This window comes from Nostoc sp., assembly GCF_036917755.1.
Taxonomy (GTDB): Bacteria; Cyanobacteriota; Cyanobacteriia; order Cyanobacteriales; family Nostocaceae; genus Nostoc.
Window position 1 is genome coordinate 48,323 of sequence record NZ_JBALFC010000141.1, and the last position, 23,188, is coordinate 71,510.

Genomic DNA, 23,188 nt, shown 5'->3' on the forward strand with positions numbered 1-23,188 from the left:
TGATGTACATTAAAATCCTAAATCTACGGCAATGCGATGGGCGCAAGCAAACCCAGAAAAAGCGACTGCATTCAACCCTTGACCCGGAAAGGTACTATCCCCTACACAATAAAGTCCTGGAATAGCTGTGCGATTAAAGGGCATCTTTAATAATCCCCACAACTTGCGCCGGGGAATTGGCCCATAAGTACCATCCTCACGACCCAAAAAGCGGCGATGGGTGCGCGGTGTGCCTACCTCCAGATAATCCAATCCAGCATCTAAACCGGGAAAAATCTTCTCTAGGCGGTCAATAATTCGCCAAGCCGCCTCTTCCTTCTTCGCTTCGTACTCACTCACAGAAAGTTCTTGCCAATCATCAATCCAGTGAGGCGTGAAGGCATGAATGATCTGATATCCATTTGGTGCTAAATCTGGGTCAAGCAATGTGGGAATCGAAACAAAAACTGTGCCTTCTGTTGCTGTCATCTTTTCCCAATCTTCCAGCAAAATATGATGGCACTCTGTCGCCGCAGGTAAAACAGACTCCTTTAACCCTATATGCAAACTCAAGAAGCTGGGAGATTTTTGATAATTTTGTTGCCATTTTTTCTCATTATCTGGCATTCTTTTTGCTGGTAATAATTGCTCAAATGTATCCCAGCGTGTAGCATTAGAAACTATGCGTTTACCCCGATATACTTCACCATTAGCCAGTTGCACACCTACCGCTTTTCCCTGTTCTATAAGAATTTTCGTGACTCTAGCTTGGTACTGAATCTTACCTCCAGCCTTCTCTAAACCTTCCACCAGTTTTTGGGCAATTTGTCCGACTCCGCCTTTAGGATAGTTAACTCCGCCATAATGTCTGTCAGAAAAGACCATTCCAGCATTAATCATTGGTGTCATCTCTGATGGAACCACCGACCAGCAATAACATTCCATATCGATAAATTTCAATAATTGCGGGTCTTTGATATAGCGCCGCGCCACATCCCCGGCATTTTGGGGCAGATACTTAACTAAACCGAGACACGCCAAAGGATGTTGGAAAAATACCCGCAGTAGATACCGAGGTTCTTCTAGCGACAGCAAATCCATGCTGTTGAGACACTTGAATACTTTTTGGCATTCGTCATAAAAGCGACGAATCCCCTGTTCTTCATGGGGAAAATGAGCAGTAAGATTTTGCAAAAATTTTTCATAAACCCGGTCAACCTTCAAGTCTAAACCTTGGGGTAGATGATAGTGAATCTGTACTGGATCTGCGATCGCTTCTTGGCTGACATTTACAGATGATAATGCACGGGTGAGTAAGTTAGTAGTACCGTTTTGTCCCAGCCCAAAAATCATTGATGCGCCAACATCGAATCGATAGCCTTGGCGTTCAAAATAACCGGCGCTACCACCTGGAATCAAATAACGTTCCAGTACCAGCACTTTCGCTCCCTTCGCCGCTAACTGAGTCGCTGTTACTAATCCGCCAATCCCAGACCCAATCACGATCGCATCAATATCTTGCATATTAGTCATTAGTCATTAGTCATTAGTTATTTTCCCCCATCCCCAATGCCCCATGCTCAATTCCCAATGCCCCATGCCCCATGCCCAATTCCTAATCACAAAAAAAGAGGGACGAGCCTGCTGCTGCTGGCTAATCCCGTCTGCCGATCCTTAAAAGAGAGGAGAACACTGTATAAGAATATAGCCTTGATTGATAATTAATGTCAAGTACTAATGAAATAATTTCTCAATAATGATTACTGGTGTTAATTTTAACGTCAGTTCAACGAATCCTCATGATCGCAAAGAAAAATGCATCTGGTTCCATAGCAGAACTCAGCCAAGGTGTGATTCAACGCTTTTTAGCGGTGGAATTTTTGATATTTCTAGATCAATTGTGTCAGCAGCAATCAAATCTTTTGCTTCTTGTAAAAGCTCATTTTGTTCCTTTTGAATTGCCTCTAAACGATGATAAATTTCTGCTAATCGTTGTTGCTTATTTGGTTGAAAAGTTTCAGGTAGTAAAGTAGGCAGGTTATCAGTTATTTTAGTAGCTGTGAATCGTTGAATAGCAAAACTGCCAACTTTAGTTAAAGATAGAAAACTAACTTTAATCAAAGCCTGAAGTAATTGGATCGGAACTTGGAGTATTGACCAACTAGCTGTTTCAATCAAGCGGACAATTGCTTTGATGATGCTCCAAAGTAGAGCAAGTGCAAACACCAGAATTACTACACTAATAATTGGGTGATTAGCCGCCCAACCTAGTATTTGAACTAACCTAAAAAATATCGGGTGTTGTGTCAGCCAATCACTTACAGAAGAACTAATTGCTGTTTTTACTACTCCCGATGTTGTACTCTTAACTTGTTCAGCCGTTTGCCAACTTTGTTCTAAACCTGTCGTAACTGTATCAATTGCTCTATCAGTTGTTGTATTCAAAGACTCCCCAACTTGTTGTGCTGAGTTATTTAGAGAGTTAACGTTTCCGCTCACAAAATCTTTCACATTTTGCAAGCGTTCTAAAACTCCGTTAGGCAAATGTATGTCTATTTGAGATGCCATAAAACATTTCTCCGAGGTTGAAGTCGAACCCGTAACCCAATCTTTGGGGCTATTGCTAGGAATCAACACGCTAACTATAGCGGTTCCCATTCAAATGCGGTACAATATTATATCGCTAGGTGTAGGGGCACGGCACTGCCCATTGGTGTCAACTTCAGGTGAAAACCAGCCTAGAATCATCTTTTAGCAGATTACCTCGTTCCCAGTCTCCGACTGGGAATGCTCCTCATTGAGGCTCCGCCTCAAGACTTGCGGCAGAGCCGCAACGATCTGCATTTCCAGCCAGAGGCTGGAAACGAGGTTTTAAAAGGATTTTGAGCTTAAGTTAACACGAATGAGCATTGCTGTGCCCCTAGTGCGTGGTCTATTTAAGACGAAAATTGCTGTCAGAATAGCGATCGCCACAGCCTATTCGCTGGCAATAACTATATCGTTGGACTTAATAACAGCATAAGCCTCTTTTCCTTCAGACAAACCCAACTCTTCTACCGATACTCTGGTGATAATCGAAGTTAACACAACTTTGTGAACAATCTCCAGCGTCACCTCACTATTAACCGCTCCAGTGACAACTCGTTTAACAACACCCTTCAAAATATTACGGGAGCTAACTTTGAGTGGTTTCTTTTGAATACTAATTTCTATCTCAGACTTTTGAGCGTAGATATTTTCCTCTTCTCTGTTTATGGTTGGTAGCAAGTTGGATCGTGAAGAGTGTTGATTAAGACCACGTACCAATTCCCGAAGAATTTCGGTCTTAGTTCGCTGAGACTGGTCACAAAACTCTTCTAAAATCTTTCGCTCCTCTTCTGAGGTTTGGAATGTGACCCACCCTTGTTCTTTTCTAGGCATAATTTTACCGATATAGTTGGGCAAATCTTGGTATTATTGTTACGATTCTACCTAGCATCAATTTTAGAAAAAAAACCTCTCAAACACCTTTTCTATGAAAAGAAGACAAATTTTTGGCTTTCTAGGTATAGCGCTTGCTGGCTTGCTGCTAACAATTGGTTTACCGTTGGTTACTCCTTCTCCCGTAATAGCACAGTCAAACACCAGCATACTCGTGTCCGCAGCCGCCAGCTTAAAAGAGGCGATGGAAGAAATTAAGCCTCTTTACCAACAAAGTAAATCAGATGTCAACATTAGTTATAACTTTGGGGCTTCTGGTGCTTTACAGCAACAGATTGAGCAAGGAGCGCCAGCAGATATCTTTATTTCTGCTGGAAAAAAGCAAATGGATGCCTTAGAAGAAAAAGGATTGTTGCTACCAGGTAGCCGTACTAACCTGGCAAATAACCGTCTAGTCTTGATTGTGGCTCAGGATGTTGTTGGCATCGCTAGCTTCTACGATTTAAGAGATAGTAAGATTAAAAAAATTGCGATCGGTGAACCCAGAAGTGTACCTGCCGGTCAATATGGAGAGCAAGTATTAAAGAAATTGAAACTTTATGATCAGGTCAAGTCAAAATTGGTTTTTGCTAACAATGTGCGTCAAGTTTTGGCAGCAGTAGAAAGTGGTAACGCCGAAGCAGGTTTAGTTTATGCCACTGATGCCAAAATTTCCAACAAGGTAAAAGTCGTAGTCGCTGCTGATGATAAATTTCACTCACCGATTGTCTATCCGGTAGCAATAATTAAAAGCAGTAAAAATACTTCTGCTGCCAAAGAGTTTGTCGAGTTTCTATCTGGGAGTCAAGTCAAAACTGTACTCAAAAAATATGGGTTTATTGTGCGTTAGGGACTGACAAATAAAAAATATCCAACTACTTCTTGTGGGGTGGGCAACATGAGCGCCCGTATAGAAAGGCGCTCATGTTGCCCACCCCACAATATTGGGTAATTTATTTGTTGGAAGTCCCTAACCTGAATTGTCGGAACCGACAATTAGTATTTCCTAGTTAATTGAGGTCTAAGAAGCTGTGGACTGTAATTTTTCTAGTCGTGCCAGCACTTCTGAACTGTGAATAGTTGGGTTGACTTTGACAAAAGTCTCACGCAAGACGCCATGAGGATCGATGATAAAACTGTGACGCATAGATAAAAAGCCGAGCCACGAACCGTAAGTTTTACTCACTGAACCATCAGTATCAGCCAACAGGGGAAATTTTAGTCCCTCTGAATCACAAAATTTGGCGTGAGAATCAATATCATCAGCACTGACGCCAATAATCTGGGCGTTTTTTTCGAGGTATTGGGGTAAGTCTTGCTGAAAACGACGAGCCTCTATAGTACAACCAGAGGTGAAGTCTTTAGGATAAAAGTAGAGGACTAGCCACTTACCGCGCAAGTCAGAGAGGGAAATTTTGCCATCACCTGTGTTGGTTGGCAAAGTAAACTCTGGTGCGGGTTGATTAATTGCAGGAAGTTTACCACCAAGAGCATCAGCAGCAGGGGTAAAATTCAGCCAGCCGATCACAGAAATACAGCTGGCAAATAATATGCTTAAAAAAGTGCGGCGGGAAATCATGGTGCAAACCAGAATCACAACTCTACACAAGTTTATAATTCTTGGTTACTACTAATCTCACTCTAAATGAGATTCGGGAGGAATATCTGTGCTTTCGATGTATTGGCTATCTAGGAGAAAGGCTCCCCTAGCGAAGCGAATACCCCAATATCCACCGGGTCTACGGTCAATAACTATACCCTCTTCGCCAATATGAATTACATCGGGTGGGCGCAGCATGGGCATAGGTTCAGCAGTTTTGACGTAAGCTGGTAGTGCCACGACACAGACTTTACTACCAATTGCGAATTCTTTGGACATCTTAATCAAGCTAGGAGTTTTGAATTAACTCATAACTCATAACTAGCTTGAAAGTCTACTAAATTGGGCATGGGAATAAATAGGGAAAGGGAAAGGGGATGAAGTTTTTCCCCTTTCCGCATCTTCTGCAAGAAGTCTATTAATTTTTTAGTATGGAAAACAATGCCTATCTTGGGATGAGATGGGTAGCAGTGTCCACCTCAGACTTATTAAGTATTTTTTGGAAGATTGGGGATTATCCGGGATTGCTTTGTTGACGATTTTGATGCCATTGCTGTATTTGTTGCTGTTGCGCGGGGGTCAAGACTGCTTTAATCTGTTCTTTCTCTGACTTCCGAAGTGCTTTTATTTGCTCTTTCTGTGCATCACTCAGATTTAACTTAGCAAAATCACCTTTTCCGCCACGATGATGACGATGCTGACCTTGACCTGGTTGCTGTTGACCTGTTTGCCCCTGAGCCTTACGCGCTTGCCACTCAGCCCGACGCGCTTGTTTCGCTGACTCGAACTGTGTTTTTTGGTCTGGGGTGAAAACGTTATCTTCAATTTGCTTCCAGGTATTTTCGTGAATTGTCTTAATTTGGGCTTTTTGTATACCTGTTAGACCCAAGTTTTTCCAAGGGCCTCCTTGTGGATTTTGTGCAAGTAGCACGGGTGAAGGAGAGGCTGTTTGGGCGTTAACAGCAAAGGAGGTTGCAGTTAAAGTTAAGGCGATTGCTCCAGCAACTAGCGATAATGCTTTGAGTTTCATTACTTGTCTCGTGGGTTTTTCCTGGTTGGATGCCACTATCATAAGGACTTATCTTCAGCAGTCACATGAGGAGAAAGTCATGGTTTTACCCATGACTTTAGTCATGATTGAATTTTGACAAAGATGATTGACAATAAGTAGTTAAGAGTGAGGAGTTAAGAGTTAGAGTTAGGAGTTTGGAATGACGAAGATTTTTATTATGATTGATTTATATAGCAATCCTATCTGAGTTGTTAATTTTTTTTATATCCTGCATTTACTCTTAATTACTCACTCAGCGAAAAGTTTAAACGGCAGAAGCTACCGCTCAAATATTCGGAACTTTTGTACAGAGACGATTAATCGCGTCTCTCTAATTCATAACTGGAGCAAAGCAACTAATGAGTCGTCCAATTCAAATTAAAAAACATCCTTTTCCGTCTCTGCTTTATCTGGAATGGACACTACTAGCGATTACTGCATTGACGGCAGTTATACCACCTCCGTTACGGCAATTTCGTCCTAAGCCTCCAGAACTATCAATTTGTGGTGTATTTCCAGACTTATCAGTTTGTAGCATATTGCCACAACTGTCAATTTATAGTCTGATTATTTTTGCGTTAATGGGCTTAAGATTACCCAGCAGTAACCAGATAACTAAGGTAATCTACACAGCCATTGAAATTTTATTGATTTTAACAACTGGACTTTTTGGTGAGAGATTTGCTCGCCTTTTCCCCGTTCTCTACATAATTTTAGTTACTCGCAGTTGCCTAATTTTTAAGTTACCTGGGCGTTTATTCATTACAACTTTATCATTTACCTTATTTTTAGTTACTACACAGCTAAAATACCAGCTTTTCAATTTTCAAGCATCACCACAAGCACAAGCACAAGAGCGATCTCGTTTTTTTAGCTTGAATTGGTCGCTGACATTTGGCTTAAGTTTAGTTTTTGTGTTGTTGATGATGAATGCAGTATTGTCGGAACGGCACAGTCGAGAAAAGTTAGCGATCGCTAACGAAAAACTCCGTCAATATGCCCTGCGAATTGAAAATCAAGCTACTTTGGAAGAACGTAACCGGATTGCTCGTGAAATTCATGATTCATTAGGACACTCTCTAACTGCTTTAAATCTGCAATTAGAAACGGCTTTAAAACTATGGCAATCTAACCCAATTAGGGCTGAAACATTTCTAGCAACCGCAAAAGAATTAGGTTCAAAAGCGCTAAAAGATGTCCGCCAATCTGTTTCTACTATGCGTTCTAATCCTTTACAAGATCAATCTTTAGAACATGCGATCGCTAGTCTTTCAGAAAATTTTCATCGCTCCAATGGCATTTTACCAATTTATCAAATCAACCTAGAATATTCTCTCCCACCTGAAATCAATACCGCTATTTACCGAATTACTCAAGAATCATTGACAAATATATCTAAATATGCAGATGCAACAGAGATTAAACTAGAACTGACTACGACTAGAGGAAATTTACGATTGATAATTCAGGATAATGGTAGAGGTTTTGATTTAGGGCAAAATACTACTGGTTTTGGACTTCATAGTATGCGCGATCGCACCTTAGCAACAGGAGGTGAGTTTAATATTAATAGCGCTCCTGGTTCTGGTTGCAAAATTACAGTTAATATTCCCTTAACGAGGTTGACATGATGATTAAAGTGTTGCTGGTAGATGACCAAAGTTTAATTCGTCAAGGGTTAAAAGCTTTATTGGAACTAGAACCAGATATAGAGATAGTGGGAGAAGCAGAAAACGGTGAACAAGCGATTAATTTAGTTGCTCAATTACAGCCAGATGTAATATTGTTGGATATCAGAATGCCGATTATGGATGGAGTTGCAGCCACGCGGGAGATTCAAAAACGTTTTGCCAAAACGAAGATTTTAGTATTGACGACTTTTGATGATGATGAATATGTGTCAGCAGCGTTGCAAAATGGGGCAATGGGTTATTTATTGAAAGATACACCATCAGAAGAATTAGCTGTTGCTATTCGTGCTGTTCATAAAGGATATACTCAACTAGGCCCAGGTATAGTTAAAAAACTGTTGACTCAGTTTTCTCATCCGACACCAACCCAATCACTGCCTGTACCATCTAGTTTAGCTGAACTTACTCCTAGAGAAAAAGAGGTTTTGCAGTTAATTGCTACAGGCGCTAGTAACCGAGAAATTGCTCACCAACTCTACATTTCTGAGGGGACGGTAAAAAATCATGTTACAAACATTTTAAACAGGTTAAATTTGCGCGATCGCACTCAAGCTGCAATTTGGGCAAATACATATTTATCCTATTTGAATTAGCTAAGTTAAATAATTCGTAATTCGTAATTTTGACCTATAGCGTTTCCTAATCATATGAGGTACATTTTAGCCCCCTCTCGAAGAGCGGGGAGGGGGTTGGGGGTGGGGTTCTTGTACCTCACTCAAGCGAGAACCGCTATATATAGCAATCCTATTTTATTTGTGAGATTTGTAACTCGCAGATCCCCGACTTCTTTAAAGAAGTCGGGGATCTTGTTTTTCACGTAGAGTAGCCAGTGCGTTGCTTATTTAAATAACTCCAAACATTCATTTTTTAAAACGCCTTTTGTGACTTTAATGTTTCTAAATGATTTAGCGATCACTTCTTCGCAAGATATATTAATTTGTGATTGATTTACCGAGATTAAATCTGGAATTGAAGCACCATATACAATTTCTGATAAACCACTCCAAACACAAGCAGTTGCACACATCGGGCAAGGTTCGCCAGTTGTATATATGCTATAACCTTCTAAAGAAGGGTTTTTCAGTTTGGCTGTTAAACTACGAATGACGTTAATTTCCGCATGGGCTGATGGATCGTTGTCTCTGCTCACAGTATTATGAGCTATGGCCATGATTTCGTTATTTTTAACAATCACAGCACCGTAAGGCGCATCGCCTTCTTTTGCTTCTGCCAATGCTAAACTCATAAAATATTCTGGGTTCATATAAGCTGAGGTTAATATAAGGATCATGGTTAATAATATCCTATTTCTAATGCTATAACTGGAAATTAAGAGTTAGTTAATGGTCGAATATGTTACTGAGCAGACAAGACACAGAATTTTACTTAAAAGACCTGGAAACACCAATCGGTAAAGCGATTAATTTAACACTTGCCGTTATGGTGTTACTATCATCAGGAATTTTTGTGGCAGAAACTTATAATATTCCTGATTCTGTACGGTTTAAGTTGAATCTAGTCGATATTGCGATCGTTCTCATCTTCGCGGTAGAATATTCACTCCGCCTGTGGAGTGCGGAAAACAAAATTAAGTATATTTTTAGCTTTTATTCGATTATTGACTTAATAGCAATTTTGCCATTCTTTCTAGGAATGATGGATATTAGCTTTATCCGCCTACTCCGATGGTTTCGGATTTTACGGTTAATCAGATTTATAGATAGGAAATTTTTATTCGCCAGTATCAGTACCGAAGATGGAATGATTTTTGCGCGAATATTATTTACATTATTTGCAATTGTTTTTATTTACTCTGGCTTAATTTATCAAGTCGAACATCCGGTTAATCCTCAAAATTACGGTACATTTTTGGATGCATTTTATTTCTCTGTTGTCACAATGACAACTGTCGGATTTGGCGATGTTATTCCAATTTCTGAATTAGGGCGCTTGCTAACAGTATCGATGATTTTTACAGGAATTGCGCTGATTCCTTGGCAAGTGGGAGATTTAATTAAGCGAGTTGTGAAAACTGCTAATCAGGTAGAAACAGTTTGTTTAGGTTGTGGTTTGGCTTTCCATGATGTAGATGCTGGGTTTTGTAAAAGGTGCGGGACTAAGTTACCGGCTTTGCAGGATTGATTGAGACGCGATCGCTACCTGCATAATATTAATCTAGGTTAAAATAATCTGTCTTTGCCAGCCGCACAGGAAACGCTATATAACCAATGCCTAACCTCAACCTCATTTCAGAATATAAAAGTTTTGGTGGGAAACTCGGCTTTTACAGTCATCATTCCTCCACCTGTAACGGTGAAATGCGCTTTGCTGTCTATCAACCACCACAAGCAACTCAAAAACCTGTGCCGATTCTCTATTTCCTCTCTGGATTGGCTTGCACCGAAGAGAATTTTATGGTAAAGGCGGGAGTGCAACGCTTTGCGGCTGAGTACGGTTTGATATTGGTCGCACCAGATACGAGTCCGCGTAATACTGGGATTGCAGGTGAGGATGATGACTGGGACTTTGGCACAGGTGCGGGCTTTTATGTTGATGCTACAGAAGAACCGTGGCGTCAACACTACCAAATGTATACTTATGTCGTCCACGAATTACCGGCTTTAATTACCGCAAACTTTCCCACCCAACCTGACAAACAAGGCATTTTCGGTCATTCGATGGGGGGACACGGGGCGCTTGTCTGTGCGATGAGAAACCCAGAACTTTACAAATCAGTATCAGCTTTTGCACCTATTGCTGCACCGATACGTTGTCCTTGGGGTGAAAAGGCTTTCAGTGGTTATCTTGGCAACAATCAAGAAAGTTGGCGTGCTTATGATGCTAGTGAATTAGTCAAAAAAGTCGGATATCACAGTTCAATTCTGATTGACCAAGGAACTGCTGATAAATTTTTAGCTGAACAATTACTGCCAGAGGTGTTTGAGCAAGCTTGTGCAGATGTTAATCAGCCGCTAAACTTGCGTTACCAAGAAGGCTATGACCACAGTTATTATTTCATCGCCAGTTTTATTGAAGATCATATCCGCCACCATGCGATCGCTAATGGAGTTTAATATTTGTGGATCTTTATCACTGATAAAAATGTATGGAAAATAAAACCTAAAACAAAATTAGGTTCTCATATTCCTCTTGATAAGCGAATACAGTTCTATCTTCAATCTTCTTTTCATAAAGCTAATCGTCTTCAGCGACAACTAACAATCGATGATATCGTTGCAGAAGTGATTCCTTATCTTCGTAATGGTATAACTCCCCCGCATCAAAATCTATTTAGTGAACTTGAAAAAATTGCTTATTCTCCTGATGAATTGCATCGCAATTAAATACTTATTCCCAATTGTCGTTAAAGCTTGATATTCCCTAATTACTTCAGTGCGATCGCCGAAATAGCTTTTGCGATCGCACCATTCACTTGGCGATCGTCAACAACATTATTTTTATTTAGCTGATATTAACCGTATCATTGCTGAGTGCATAGCAGTCAACCGCCGCACAATCTGATCAATCTCCAAATCTAATATGCTGTAATCAATGACTGCCTGACGAATCGGTGTATGTCCTTGATTGATAGCTAGTTCTTGGATACGGGCTGTACGCAGTGCTTGTAGGTGTGGTTGGATTTTTTGCAGCGTTTCTTCTAAGTCAGGCAAGGGCGGTGGAGTAATTTCCTGATGTACTGAATCAGCTAACTGCTCTAACACTAGCGAAATTTGGCGGACAAAGGTTTCTAATTCCGGGAGTGGCACTGTTCCTCGAAAATGTTCGAGATGTACTGCTAAAACTGTCACGGCGTTAGTAAAACGTCCCATGTACGCCAGCAGCGTCATTACTGGTTCGACTAATTCTTTGTGCATTTGGGGTTCGCGCAGCAATCCTTGGAACGAGGCTTGGGCATTGCCAATTGCCAGTCCAGTTTGTCGCCGTTGACTGATAATGGTAGAATCACGGTCTTTTGTCCCCTGGTAAACAGCCATCACATCGCTAAAGTATTTGTGACATTCTCGTAGTGCCGTGGCGAGTTGACTGGGTAAACGATCGCGTTCCCAATTTGGCCAGATAAAGTAATGACTCGCAAAAGCCAGTCCCGCCCCAATTAATGTATTCAACACCCGAAAGCCAGCAAATTGCCAACCAATCGGATGACCAATATCGATAATTAGTAAGACAAATATTGATAAGAAAACCACCGAATACCCATAGTTGAAACGGATCAGGGAAACGCCAAAAAATACTGTCAGCAGAATGATTGTGTCTAATACAGGCTGACTCGTGATGGTTGCAAGTAGAACAGCAGCTAACACAGCTCCCAAGATAGTCCCGCCGACTCGCTGGAAAAACCTCTGGAAAGTTGCACCCAAGTTCGGTTTGAGGACTAGCATGATTGTCAGTGTCACCCAATACCCCATTGGTAAATTGGTAATGCTGTATAATATTACGCCTACAGCTAGACTCACACCAATGCGGAGAGCATGACGAAAGATTGCTGAGTCTAAGGTGAGGTTTTCTCTGAGTAAACTTAAGAGCGATCGCTGTTCGTCTTCAACTAAAAGAAGTCTATCTATATCACGTTGACTTCTCTTGCTGTGATCTGCCAGAGATTTAGCTGTCTGAGCCGTGTATTGCAATTGCTTGATCAGCTTTTCGATCATCAGCACCAAGTTACTGAGAGCAACGAGAGTTGTGTAGTCTGTCTCACTCCCAGCAATTGCTTTTCTTTGCAGACTTTCTTGTTCCTTGAGTGCCTCATAGATGCGGTTGAGATTTCCGAGATCGATGCTAGCAGGCTTGCGAGATATGACTTTCGCTATGGCTTGAAGAATGACTGATATTTGTGCGAGTGCATCGTCTACTAATTGCTGGACTGTGTGATATTGCTGTTGTTGGAAGTGAGTTTCTATTAATTCTGTTAAGGCAATAACTGAGCCAAGCAAGCGATCACCATCCTGAATTAGCACCAATAACTGCTCATTCATCCAACTCCGAGCCGACTGTCCAATCCGTAATGTACCTAAAGTAGTCCGTGCTGTCTCTAATGCCTGTCTAATTTCGAGAATATTTTCAGTTGTTGCTACTTTACCTGCAAATGCCTGAATGTAGTTGGCGAGCGCACTGAAGCAAGAAGCCAAAGCTATCCGTAGTGGGTCATAAGGTCTAAAAGGCCACATTACTAAGGAAAGTAGCATCGCCCATCCACCAGCAATTAGACATAGCAGCGATCGCATGAGTGCAGATTCTAAGTCTCCTGACTGTGCGATCGCGGAAACAAATGATATCCCTACCACCAGACCGACATTTGCACCAGCATTACCGTACAGCGACACAAAACCGGAAGCAAATCCCCAGAGAAATGTCAGCACCACAGTTAGCGCTGGCACTTTTGCGACTAGAGTACCTACAAATATTGAAACAGCTATTCCCAAAGTAGCCGCCACCATCGCCTTCGCTTTGATCTGGTAAGGGCCACCAATATTCGCCAAGTTGACAAAGTAAGCCATTAAACCAAGCAATAATCCGCTTTCCCTTTGGTTGATGAGTTGCCCAATTAGCATGGGAACCCCCAACGCTAACGCAGCTCGCAAACCGTTGGATATTGCTGGTTTTCCTGGCTCTGACTGGATCAGAAACCTGAGAAAACTACTTTGATTCAACTGGATTTTTTTTGTTAACAAAACAAAATTTTTATCTGGATTTTCTTAATATTCTTATATATATAGCCGTTCTGGAAGCGATAAGATCAAAAATAAATTCATGTTGTGTTTATGGCAACCCAACTCAGTGAAGCCAAATCCCGAAATGAACTGGTAATCTCTTGGTCAGCCTTACCCAAGGATTTTCAACTAGAGGATGAACCCGTGGAGAATACAGGTCAGCCACTATTGGCTGGTGCTTTGCGTGAAAGCCTAGAAATCAGTGGATTCATCCAACCCCAGATGTTGATCGCTTCAAACTTTGGTCTTTGTGCGACAATCAACGGCCAATTTATTGCCAAAGCACCCGACTGGGTTTATGTGCAGTCGGTTAATGAAGTTGTGAGCAATCGCAAAAGTTATACACCCAATTTAGAAGGAAATATCCCAGCGATCGTTATCGAATTTTTATCTCACGCTGAGGGTGGAGAATATTCGGTAAAGCGAACTTATCCACCAGGAAAATGGTTTTTCTACGAGCAAATTTTGCAGATTCCCATCTACATAATTTTTGAACCAGATGGCGGTTTATTAGAATATTATCAACTCGAAAATAAACGCTATGAGTTAAAGCTACCTGACGAAAATGGTCGTCATTGGATTGATGTAATGGGCTTATTTTTGGGAACTTGGCAAGGAACAAAAGAAGCTCACACTGGTTATTGGTTGCGCTGGTGGGATCAAGCTGGTAATTTATTACCGTGGGCTGTGGAACAAATTGAACAAGAACGCCAACGCGCCGAACAAGAACGCCAACGCGCCGAACAAGAACGCCAGCAAAAAGAACGACTGATTGCTTATTTGCAATCTCAGGGTATTGACCCGAATAATTTGCCTCAGTAGGGGCACAGCAATGCTGTGCCCCTACGCCAGATGTGGTTCAAATACATGAAAACTGCTGTAAGTATGAATTTGCTCTGCTTCTAATTTAGAACCCTTTTTGTCGGCGCAATTCATAAATTGCCCCGACGAATAATTATGCAATTTTGCAAAACAAACCAGTTTAAAAATCAAGCAGTCACAATATAAGGTGAGTTGATCGCTGCTACACGATCAGCATCTACCAAAGCTTGATATACCATCACAGCCACCTCAGCGCGTGTAGCATCGCGGGTAGGATTGAGTTGTTTGAGGTTCGGGTGATTGACAATAATCTGCTTATCTATAGCTTTTACTACCTCATCCTTGGCATATTCAGGAATCTTTGCTTGATCATCGAAAGTTTTGATGGCGGTTGCACTATCACCAGATAATTTCAATCCATTCACTAGGGAGACAATCACTTGTACGCGCTGAATATTTTTGTTGGGGCTGAAGCTATTATCAGGAAAACCAGAGAGAAATGAACCTTGATATGCCTGCTGAATTACCTTAGATGCCCAAAAGTCTGCTGGTACATCTTTGAATTTGATCGCGGGGCGGTTTGACGATGGGTTGAAAGCTTTTACCAGTAATGCGGCATATTGCGCCCGTGTCATTGTCGCATCTGGTTTAAATGTGCGATCGGGAAAACCATTAACTATCCCCAATTTGACTAATTCCCGAATAAACCCACCCGCCCAATGATTACTGGTATCAGTTAATTCGACGGTAGGCGTTGGAGTTGTTGGCGTTGGAGTTGTTGGCGTTGGAGTTGTTGGCGTTGGAGTTGTTGGCGTTGGAGTTGTTGGCGTTGGAGTTGTTGGCGTTGAAGTTGTTGGTGTTGAAGTTGTTGGCGTTGGTGTTGGAACCGAACTATCTGCAAACTCTACGTTTCCCGTAACTTTAGACGTATCTATTTTATTTCCCACAGAAACCAGTTTATTGGAACTGACATTTTGCAAATCAAATTTACCGTTATTGCGTAGAGTATTGCCTCCTGGGTTATTGGTAGTGCCGATATCTGGTAGGGCAGTTCCAACTATAGTTAGACCATCGTCAGTGTTATTTTCACTAACATTATTACGCAATAACGGACGGGCACTACCAGAGATGACAATTCCAGAACGGTTTTCATAAATTTTGTTATCTCGAAGTATAGGTGATGCAGTATCACTAATAGCAATGCCAAAACCTGTTTTAAAGTAGGTGTTATTTTCAATTTGACCTTTAGAATTTTTAGCGATCGCAATTCCATTGGCTGCATTCTGACTGAACACATTACCTAGAATAACTGGGTTAGCCTCCCCTGTAGCAAATACTCCCTCTCGCTTACAGTTGGTGAAGGTGCTATTAGCAACAGTAGGGGCAGTTGATTCAATCCAGACACCACTACCACGGCTAGCCAGATTTGTGACAGTGACCCCCCGGAGTTCGGCTTTATCCAGCAGCACAAATGTCACATTCTGACCAGCAAAAGTACGGCTCAGGTAGTTACCACTTCCTTCAATCAAAATGCGATCGCCTTTGTCGGCTTCATTGCCCACCACTGTTATACCAGATGCGATCGTTAGCGGAAAGACTTCACCGCTAGCAGCATTATAATTTCCATCTGCTAGTTGAATCTTGGTGTTATCTTTAGCTACCTTGAGGGCTTGAGTAATAGTTTTGAATGGGGCTTGTTGGCTACCAGCGTTGGTATCGCTGCCTGTTACTGGATTTACGTAAAAAGTTTGAGCCATATTTATACTTCATAAAATACATAGCTATCCTAGCGCTAACCATGAAAGTCGGTAGCGGTTAATGAATTAGCGGATCTGACTTTTCCCCCTTAGTACAGAACACCACAAAAAGGGTATGGAATTTAATTATTCGTAGTTGGGTAGAACTTTAGTGTTACCCAACATCAAGTCTGAATATTTGCGAACCCCTTTTACTGTGACGTGTACTTAGAGTGTTGGGAAGGGATTAGGTTTTTTGTGGGCTTTTCCATACAACGTGAAAAGTCAGAGATATTGATGAGTATTTTCGCGATCGCTTAAACAAATGTTAACTTTTATCTTCCGTAGGTTGTCCTAATAACATCCCTAATTTTTTGTTGGCATATCTTAACAAACTTAAGTGCGATCGCTTGGAAACTGAAGCAGACAACCGTACTGTCTAAAGAGATGCCAAAATTATAGTTTGGTAACATCTGAAACAGCAGGAATCATTGACAAGCTGAGTATATACCCAATACAATTATTTATAATAGAACCTAAGATAGAGTTAATTTAAATAATCTGCCCAGAAAATAAAGACAAGCAATATTAAAGATAATTTGGATAAAACAAATGAACACCAAAATTATTGCTTTCTTGGCAATTACAGCAGCCTTTGCAAGCTTAGGAAGCCAGGTATACGCACAGTCACCAGCATCAAGCTTAAATCGAGGACAATACAAATTAACTGGTGATTCTCTAGTTGGAATTGATCATAGAACAGCCCAAAATGACTTTAAAAGCTTTTTTGAGCAAACTAATCCAGCAAGCATCTCCAACAATAATAGAAGGAACAATAAAACTCCAGTCAAAATCCACTTTAACGAATCATTATCACTGCCAGACACTTCTGTTTTCTTAACACCGGCTCAGTCGGGGAATGAGAATGATGGATTGCAAGTGCAGTTAGATATAGACAGAGAATAATTCAGGAGTCAGAATTCAGGAGTCAGAATCAAGACGCTCTCTACGAGACGCTGTGCGGAGATTACCCCCGTTTAGGCTACTTGGTGTGCGGTTTTTAACCGCCCTTTTAATCTTAAGTTGATTAAATCCGCCTTCCTGAGTCGATAATTCTGCAATCATTTTGCAGTAAAATTGATCGTCTAGATAGAGGAGGGCTTTGAGATGACTCGTGTCATCATTGTGCGCCACGGTCAAAGCGGTTATAACACCGAGCGGCGTATTCAAGGACGCACTGATGCGTCAACATTAACCGAAAAAGGTCGTAACGATGCTAGTAAAGTAGGCAAAGCCCTCAGCAATATCTTATTTAATGCAATTTACAGCAGTCCCTTGCAACGAGCGAAACACACAGCAGATATTATCCATAGTGAGTTAGCTACTCATCCTGAACAATCTGCTGTAGTCCAAGTTTCTGATTTGCTGCTGGAAATTGACCTGCCTTTATGGGAAGCACTGTTAACTGCTGAAGTCAAACAGAAATTCGCCGAAGACTACCGCACTTGGCACCAACACCCCGACGAACTGCGGATGCTGCTGAATGATGCACAAGGGACAAGAGAACATTTTCCCGTTCTTGCTTTATACGAACAAGCACGGCAATTTTGGCAAGAAATTTTGTCTTACCATCAAGGCGAAACTATTCTCATAGTTGGACATAACGGAATTAATCGCGCCCTGATTAGCACAGCGCTATCTATCCCTCCAAGTCGCTACCATTCAATACAGCAATCTAACTGTGGCATCACCGTACTGAATTTTGCTAGGGGATTGGGCGAACCAGTCCAACTAGAATCTTTAAATCAGACACAACACACCGGAGAAATTCTACCCTCATTGCGACCAGATCATCAAGGAATACGGTTGTTGCTGGTGCGTCACGGTGAAACTGACTGGAATCGCCAAACTAGGTTTCAAGGGCAAATTGATGTGCCCCTCAACGACAACGGTAGACAACAGTCGCAAAAAGCAGGCGAATTTCTCCAACAAGTAGCGATTGACAATGCTTGCAGTAGCACAATGCTGCGTCCTAAAGAAACAGCAGAAATTATCTTAAAACAACATCCTAATGTCAAATTAGAATTGCAAGATGGTTTAAGAGAAATCAGTCACGGACTTTGGGAAGGAAAATTAGAAACCGAAATAGAGCAGGAGTTTCCGGGAGAATTGCAGCGCTGGCGGCTAGTACCGGCGCAAGTGCAAATGCCTGAAGGGGAAAATTTGCAACAAGTCTGGGAGCGCAGCGTTGCAGCTTGGCAATCAATTGTACAAGCTGCATCAACGAATCAATTCAAAACTGTTTTAGTAGTAGCTCATGACGCTACTAACAAAACATTGCTTTGTCACATTCTGGGTTTATCGCTGGAAAATTTCTGGAATTTCCGCCAGGGTAATGGCGCAGTCAGTGTTATCGACTATCCTTCTGGAATCGATGGTTTACCAGTATTGCAAGCGATGAACATCACCGCTCACTTAGGTGGAGGCGTACTAGATAAAACAGCAGCAGGGGCATTGTAATAAAGTTAGGAGTTAGGAGTTAGGAGTTAGGAGTTAGGAGTTAGGAGTTTGGAGTGAGGAATATAGCAGTTCTCGTTTGGATGCAACACATAGTCAACTTAAGGTTAAAAGGGCGGTTATAAACCCCGCGCCAGGTGCAACAAGAGTGGCTCGCCGATGCCCAGTCGCTCATGGGGGAAACCCCCTGTTCCCGCACTGGCTTATCTACACAGGTAAAACCCACCTTAGTGGGTTAAGAATCCTTGATTTTGTATTAGTCCACGGAGGTGGACTTTGTTTGTGTAGCCGCGAATTCTATTCGCCAGGGCTGAAGTTGACACGCATGAGCTTTTTCTGTGCCTCTACGAGTGGTCTGTATTCTATGCAAATAACTCATAACTCATAACTCCTAACCCCTAACTCATAATTAAAAACTTTTATGACTGAACTGCTGCAACAAGTACGGGTGATTGACCCAGTTTCTGAAATCGACGGACTTTTTGATGTGCTGATTGCTGATGGTTATATCCAAGCAGTAGCTTCGCGCATTTCTGATATCGGTTCCGATACTAAAATCAGAGATTGTCAAGGATTAATTCTCGGTAGTGGGTTAATAGATTTGTACAGCCACTCTGGTGAACCTGGCTTTGAAGAACGGGAAACTCTCTTGTCTCTTTTACAAGCTGCTGCTGCTGGCGGCTTTACCAGAATTAACATTTTACCCGATACATCCCCAGCTATTGATAATCCTGCGCTTGTGGCACAGTTGCAGCAGAAGAGAGGTGGGGAGATGAGGAGGATGAGGGAGATAAGGGAGAAGGAGAAAATTAATTTGGCTCCCCCTGCTTCTCCTCTGCCTCTGCTTTATCTCTGGGGTGCTATCACCTTAGATGTTGCTGGGAAACAAATGACGGAATTGGCAGATTTAGCGTCGGCTGGCGTTGTTGGTTTTACGGATGGTAAGCCTTTAGAAAATTTGGCGCTGGTACGGGGAGTGTTAGAATATCTCCAGCCGTTGGGTAAACCAGTAGCTTTTTGGCCTAGCGATCGCCAATTAACAGCAAATGGTGTAATGAGAGAAGGGTCAGATGCTCTGCGTTTTGGTTTACCCCCAATCCCCGCCAGCGCGGAAACTACTGCGATCGCAGCAATGCTTGAATTGGTAGCAACCATAGGCACGCCAGTCCATATCATGCGTGTTTCCACATCTCGCAGCGTGGAATTAATCGCTTCAGCCAAGGCTGCTGGTTTACCCATCACCGCCAGCACCACCTGGATGCACCTTTTACTGGATACAAAAGCAGTTAAGAGTTATCACACCAGCTTGCATTTAGACCCGCCTTTAGGTAATCTGCATGATGTGGCGGCCTTGCGTGCTGGGGTGCGTGCGGGTGTGATCGATGCGATCGCTATTGACCACACACCCTACAGCTACGAAGAAAAAGTCCAAGCTTTTGCCGAAGCACCAGCCGGAGCAATTGGTTTAGAGTTAGCATTACCTTTACTGTGGCAATATCTCGTAGAAACTGGAGAATTTACAGCTTTAGAATTATGGCGGGCATTGAGTAGCAGTCCAGCCGAGTGTTTGGGGCAAAAAGTAAGTGCGATCGCACCTGATCAACCAGCAGAACTTACTTTGTTTGATCCCCAGCAAACCTGGAAAGTCGAACGCAAAAGTCTTTATACACTTTCACAAAATACACCCTGGTTTGGACAACAGCTGAAAGGTCGTGTTGTGCAAATCTGGTGTTGAAATAATTCGTAATTCGTAATTCGTAATAGAGCCTCCGGCACGCTACGCGAACGTAATTAAGTTTTGTAACGGGGATTTAGCGCTGCATTGCGGTCTTGGGGTCTCCCCCGCCGCAGGATGCGCGAAGCGCTGTAGAGGAGCAACTTTGCAAGACAGACCTCATGCGGGGGACTTAAACCCACGGCTGCTAATAAAAAATCAAGAGTTTCATAACCTGCAAAGGCACGTTTTGTCTGTATAGCCAAGCCAGTGTGTTGGGCGGGAAATGCCCGACTTGAAGCACCTAGCGTGCGATTTCTAATCGCCAGGATACTTCTTTTTTGTTAAACTTCTCTACCACCTGTATGTGAGGAAGTTAACGTTAATAGATAGCCGTCTGGCCCAGTCAAAGTAAATGAACTGTGGATTCTCCCTGGTTCGATCTCAGAAACAGTCAGTCCCCACTTCTTAAAAGTATCTCTGGTGGCAGAAACATCATCTACCATCAGATCAAAAGGCGCATTGATTCCAGGCGCGATCGCCTCTGAACTTGTTCTCAAAACTAAGTGCGTTCCTCCCCGTAATTCTAAAACAGCTAATTGTTCTGATTGAGCGATCGGCCGCAGCCCTATCTTGACAAAAAAATCGCTAGCCTCTGGTATATTACTCACATATAATCTCACATGACCAATCGCCACAGGGGGACGGGCATCTTTTTCTTTTGCAATAGTTTCTGGTAGTGACATAGCTTTAATCCAAAAATATTTAGTTACCGTTTAACTCTGTTGACTTCAGTAGGTTTGCTATCTTCCAAATCAGCTTGGTCAAATTCAGCAGTTTTGGGCAAATTTATCTCAACTTTTGATAAAGTATCAAGTTCTATTTTAGCATTTTGGAATTGTCCATCTAAAATATGTCCTCCAGTTTGACGATTTGCAGTTATAAAATGAAAGTGATAGCCATTATAATTTACTCCTTTCATATATTTGGGTGTCCGAAAACCTACTAAAGTACCATTGACATTCCTTAACTCAAAAATTGATTGTTCTTTGACTACATCTGCTAAAGGACGATAGGGTGGGGTTTGTTTGGGAACACTTCTAAATTTGAGATAAGGAAAATTACCTTGAATACGAATAGCATAAGGATAATTTTTAGTCGGTAAGCGCTGATCTAACGATTGCTGCAATTGTTGATAATTAATCTGCCCTTCTAGATTAATTAATGTTTGTGGTTTAAAAAAGGTGACTGTAGCAAAAGGGCTTGTCATCGAATCAGGAATAACAGAGGCAACTCCATCAGATTTTACCTGATAAAACTTGCCATCTAATCCAATTATTTCTCCATCCAGGTAATTGACTGTTCCCAAACCAAAATTACCGTATTTTTTTAATTCTTTAAAATTAGTATTTCCCTCATAAATACCTATTGACAAAGCACTAATTGTAGATGTTTGAAATAGGGTACTTGATGAGGTATGTTGCTGAGTTCTCCCTGGAAGAATGATACCTAATAATACAGTTATGGTTAAAATAGTTATCCATAAATAACGCTTAAGTTTCATAAGATAAAATTATTACTTTTCAATGCTCGTGTACTACGTAGGAAAATTCCTAGACTGCTGGAAGGCGGCTTCTCCTAAAGTAGGAGGTTGACAGCGACTAGCTTACTACGTAGCAATAAATGCAAGCATTGATGAAACAAATCTTTTCGCGGGGTGCTTGATTCTTTTGTCTGTATTGTGATAGTTTTCTTTCTACGCCCTAAAATTACTATAAGTCTATCGAGTTACAGTAGATTGTTAAATATCATTAACCTAGTTGTAGGGATTTGGGGTAAAGAAGGACTAGCGAAATCTATCGACTTTATTATTGTAGGCAGTACATCGTGAACCACCGATCTAGAAATTCATCTCTAAGCCAGGGCATTCTCTATGAGTAAAATACGTGCTGTGATTGTTGATCCGAATGTGGTTGGACGTTTGGCACTGAGTGAAGTGACTGCACCAACACCTGCCCCAGATGAGGCACTAGTCAGAGTGGCCGCGATTTCTCTCAATCGGGGAGAGGTAAAACGTTCAACTTCTGCTGAGGCTGGTTGGCAGCCTGGTTGGGACTTGGCAGGTGTAGTGGAAACCCCGGCTGCCGATGGTTCAGGGCCTGCTCAAGGGACGCGTGTAGTTGGCTTGCGCCGCGCCGGTGCTTGGGCAGAACTGGTATCTGTTCCCACCAACGCCTTAGCAGAAGTGCCGCCATCGGTATCCTTTGCTCAAGCTGCCACACTGCCTGTAGCAGGTTTAACCGCGTATCATGCAGTGCTAAAAGGCGGTTCGCTGTTAGGTCGTCCAGTTCTAGTTACAGGTGCATCAGGAGGTGTTGGTTACTTTGCTATCCAATTGGCGCAACTGTCAGGGGCGCAAGTCGTAGGATACATTCGTCAAGCTGGCTATGAGACTCTAGTTAGAGAAGCAGGGGCACAATCGGTAGTGATTGGCGAAGACCTCTCACCCGCCAGCGAATATGGTCCCTATGATCTAATTATAGAATCAGTGGGTGGCAAGACTTTGGGGGTAGCCCTTAGCTTATTGGCACAGGATGGAAAAACTGTGCTGTATGGAGTATCTGGGGGAGCAGAAGTAACATTCAACGCCGCTCAATTTTTTGGGACTGGTAGCGTCAGTTTGTATGGTTTACGTCTGTTCGATGAACTGAGATTTGAATCAGCCGCAGTCGGTCTAAAACGGCTTTTGAGTCTAGTAGAAGCAGGTAAGTTGCGTCCTCACATTGATTTAGAAGCTTCTTGGACACAAATAGCTGACGTAGCTCAACAATTACTCGATAGGCGTTTTCCTGGTAAGGCTGTGTTACACATTTCCAATTGAGTATTAGCT

24 protein-coding genes are annotated in these 23,188 nt (G+C 42.1%); 12 read left to right on the top strand and 12 right to left on the bottom strand.

What is annotated here, in order from left to right; all coding sequences use genetic code 11:
• Positions 1–9 precede the first annotated feature (9 nt).
• Positions 10–1,512 carry a carotenoid isomerase gene (gene crtH / locus V7L05_RS29470; protein WP_335169482.1) on the bottom strand — a complete coding sequence of 501 codons (1,503 nt, stop codon included), beginning with the start codon at positions 1,510–1,512 and terminating at the stop codon, positions 10–12.
• Positions 1,513–1,548: 36 nt separating this feature from the next.
• Here crtH and V7L05_RS29475 point away from each other — a divergent pair, with 36 nt between their 5' ends.
• Positions 1,549–1,704 (top strand): hypothetical protein, encoded by a 156-nt coding sequence (locus V7L05_RS29475; RefSeq protein ID WP_335169484.1) that lies wholly within the window; start codon positions 1,549–1,551, stop codon positions 1,702–1,704.
• Positions 1,705–1,818: 114 nt separating this feature from the next.
• On the opposite strand, the gene V7L05_RS29480 is transcribed toward V7L05_RS29475, so the two are convergent.
• Both V7L05_RS29480 and V7L05_RS29485 read right to left on the bottom strand, forming a co-directional pair.
• Complete coding sequence (locus V7L05_RS29480; RefSeq protein WP_335169486.1) at positions 1,819–2,547, bottom strand: hypothetical protein; 729 nt, start codon at positions 2,545–2,547, stop codon at positions 1,819–1,821.
• 408 nt (positions 2,548–2,955) lie between these two features.
• Positions 2,956–3,399, bottom strand: coding sequence for a TOBE domain-containing protein (locus V7L05_RS29485; RefSeq protein WP_334945478.1), 444 nt, complete (start codon positions 3,397–3,399; stop codon positions 2,956–2,958).
• Between the two features lie 94 nt (positions 3,400–3,493).
• On the opposite strand from V7L05_RS29485, the gene modA reads away from it, so the two are divergent.
• The gene (gene modA / locus V7L05_RS29490) at positions 3,494–4,288 is read left to right on the top strand and encodes a molybdate ABC transporter substrate-binding protein (RefSeq protein WP_335169488.1); all 795 of its coding nucleotides are present in this window, start codon (positions 3,494–3,496) and stop codon (positions 4,286–4,288) included.
• A gap of 171 nt (positions 4,289–4,459) precedes the next feature.
• On the opposite strand, the gene V7L05_RS29495 is transcribed toward modA, so the two are convergent.
• The 3 genes from V7L05_RS29495 to V7L05_RS29505 all read right to left on the bottom strand — a co-directional run bounded on the left by V7L05_RS29495 (position 4,460) and on the right by V7L05_RS29505 (position 6,068).
• The gene (locus V7L05_RS29495) at positions 4,460–5,017 is read right to left on the bottom strand and encodes a peroxiredoxin (protein WP_335169574.1); all 558 of its coding nucleotides are present in this window, start codon (positions 5,015–5,017) and stop codon (positions 4,460–4,462) included.
• A gap of 57 nt (positions 5,018–5,074) precedes the next feature.
• Positions 5,075–5,317, bottom strand: coding sequence for a regulatory protein SipA (sipA, locus tag V7L05_RS29500; RefSeq protein WP_335169490.1), 243 nt, complete (start codon positions 5,315–5,317; stop codon positions 5,075–5,077).
• 235 nt (positions 5,318–5,552) lie between these two features.
• Positions 5,553–6,068, bottom strand: a complete 516-nt coding sequence (locus tag V7L05_RS29505; protein WP_335169492.1) for a P pilus assembly/Cpx signaling pathway, periplasmic inhibitor/zinc-resistance associated protein — start codon at positions 6,066–6,068, stop codon at positions 5,553–5,555.
• 380 nt (positions 6,069–6,448) lie between these two features.
• Here V7L05_RS29505 and V7L05_RS29510 point away from each other — a divergent pair, with 380 nt between their 5' ends.
• Both V7L05_RS29510 and V7L05_RS29515 read left to right on the top strand, forming a co-directional pair.
• Positions 6,449–7,720: a sensor histidine kinase gene (locus tag V7L05_RS29510; RefSeq protein ID WP_335169494.1), complete on the top strand. Its 1,272-nt coding sequence runs from the start codon at positions 6,449–6,451 to the stop codon at positions 7,718–7,720.
• Complete coding sequence (locus V7L05_RS29515) at positions 7,720–8,373, top strand: response regulator transcription factor (protein WP_335169576.1); 654 nt, start codon at positions 7,720–7,722, stop codon at positions 8,371–8,373. Before V7L05_RS29510 ends, V7L05_RS29515 begins: the two co-directional genes overlap by 1 nt.
• Positions 8,374–8,618: 245 nt before the next feature.
• Here V7L05_RS29515 and V7L05_RS29520 read toward each other — a convergent pair whose 3' ends face one another.
• On the bottom strand, positions 8,619–9,044 hold the full coding sequence (locus tag V7L05_RS29520) for a nucleoside deaminase (RefSeq protein WP_335169578.1): 426 nt from the start codon (positions 9,042–9,044) through the stop codon (positions 8,619–8,621).
• 89 nt (positions 9,045–9,133) lie between these two features.
• Here V7L05_RS29520 and V7L05_RS29525 point away from each other — a divergent pair, with 89 nt between their 5' ends.
• The 3 genes from V7L05_RS29525 (at position 9,134) to V7L05_RS29535 (ending at position 11,124) form a co-directional block, all read left to right on the top strand.
• Positions 9,134–9,922 (top strand): ion transporter, encoded by a 789-nt coding sequence (locus V7L05_RS29525; protein ID WP_335169496.1) that lies wholly within the window; start codon positions 9,134–9,136, stop codon positions 9,920–9,922.
• 86 nt (positions 9,923–10,008) lie between these two features.
• Positions 10,009–10,854 (top strand): S-formylglutathione hydrolase, encoded by an 846-nt coding sequence (fghA, locus tag V7L05_RS29530; protein WP_335169498.1) that lies wholly within the window; start codon positions 10,009–10,011, stop codon positions 10,852–10,854.
• A 3-nt stretch (positions 10,855–10,857) separates the two neighbouring features.
• The gene (locus V7L05_RS29535) at positions 10,858–11,124 is read left to right on the top strand and encodes a hypothetical protein (RefSeq protein WP_335169499.1); all 267 of its coding nucleotides are present in this window, start codon (positions 10,858–10,860) and stop codon (positions 11,122–11,124) included.
• Positions 11,125–11,238: 114 nt separating this feature from the next.
• Here V7L05_RS29535 and V7L05_RS29540 read toward each other — a convergent pair whose 3' ends face one another.
• Positions 11,239–13,350 carry an FUSC family protein gene (locus V7L05_RS29540; RefSeq protein ID WP_335169501.1) on the bottom strand — a complete coding sequence of 704 codons (2,112 nt, stop codon included), beginning with the start codon at positions 13,348–13,350 and terminating at the stop codon, positions 11,239–11,241.
• A 210-nt stretch (positions 13,351–13,560) separates the two neighbouring features.
• On the opposite strand from V7L05_RS29540, the gene V7L05_RS29545 reads away from it, so the two are divergent.
• A complete protein-coding gene (locus V7L05_RS29545; RefSeq protein WP_335169502.1) occupies positions 13,561–14,331 on the top strand; it encodes a DNA-binding protein in 771 nt (256 codons plus the stop codon).
• 167 nt (positions 14,332–14,498) lie between these two features.
• Here the strand turns inward: V7L05_RS29545 and V7L05_RS29550 are convergent, their stop codons facing one another.
• Positions 14,499–16,088, bottom strand: a complete 1,590-nt coding sequence (locus V7L05_RS29550) for a DUF1565 domain-containing protein (RefSeq protein ID WP_335169503.1) — start codon at positions 16,086–16,088, stop codon at positions 14,499–14,501.
• Between the two features lie 591 nt (positions 16,089–16,679).
• On the opposite strand from V7L05_RS29550, the gene V7L05_RS29555 reads away from it, so the two are divergent.
• From V7L05_RS29555 to V7L05_RS29565, 3 genes are all read left to right on the top strand, one after another.
• On the top strand, positions 16,680–17,033 hold the full coding sequence (locus V7L05_RS29555; protein ID WP_335169505.1) for a hypothetical protein: 354 nt from the start codon (positions 16,680–16,682) through the stop codon (positions 17,031–17,033).
• Positions 17,034–17,234: 201 nt separating this feature from the next.
• Entirely contained in the window at positions 17,235–18,587 is a 1,353-nt protein-coding gene (locus V7L05_RS29560; protein WP_335169506.1) for a histidine phosphatase family protein, read from the top strand.
• A 418-nt stretch (positions 18,588–19,005) separates the two neighbouring features.
• Positions 19,006–20,319: a dihydroorotase gene (locus V7L05_RS29565; protein ID WP_335169508.1), complete on the top strand. Its 1,314-nt coding sequence runs from the start codon at positions 19,006–19,008 to the stop codon at positions 20,317–20,319.
• Positions 20,320–20,375: 56 nt separating this feature from the next.
• Here the strand turns inward: V7L05_RS29565 and V7L05_RS29570 are convergent, their stop codons facing one another.
• The 3 genes from V7L05_RS29570 to budA form a co-directional block, all read right to left on the bottom strand.
• Positions 20,376–20,564, bottom strand: coding sequence for a hypothetical protein (locus V7L05_RS29570; protein ID WP_335169509.1), 189 nt, complete (start codon positions 20,562–20,564; stop codon positions 20,376–20,378).
• A gap of 78 nt (positions 20,565–20,642) precedes the next feature.
• Entirely contained in the window at positions 20,643–21,044 is a 402-nt protein-coding gene (locus tag V7L05_RS29575) for a VOC family protein (RefSeq protein WP_335169510.1), read from the bottom strand.
• Positions 21,045–21,067: 23 nt separating this feature from the next.
• Positions 21,068–21,862, bottom strand: a complete 795-nt coding sequence (gene budA, locus V7L05_RS29580) for an acetolactate decarboxylase (protein WP_335169512.1) — start codon at positions 21,860–21,862, stop codon at positions 21,068–21,070.
• 369 nt (positions 21,863–22,231) lie between these two features.
• On the opposite strand from budA, the gene V7L05_RS29585 reads away from it, so the two are divergent.
• Complete coding sequence (locus V7L05_RS29585; protein WP_335169513.1) at positions 22,232–23,179, top strand: zinc-binding dehydrogenase; 948 nt, start codon at positions 22,232–22,234, stop codon at positions 23,177–23,179.
• Positions 23,180–23,188 lie beyond the last annotated feature (9 nt).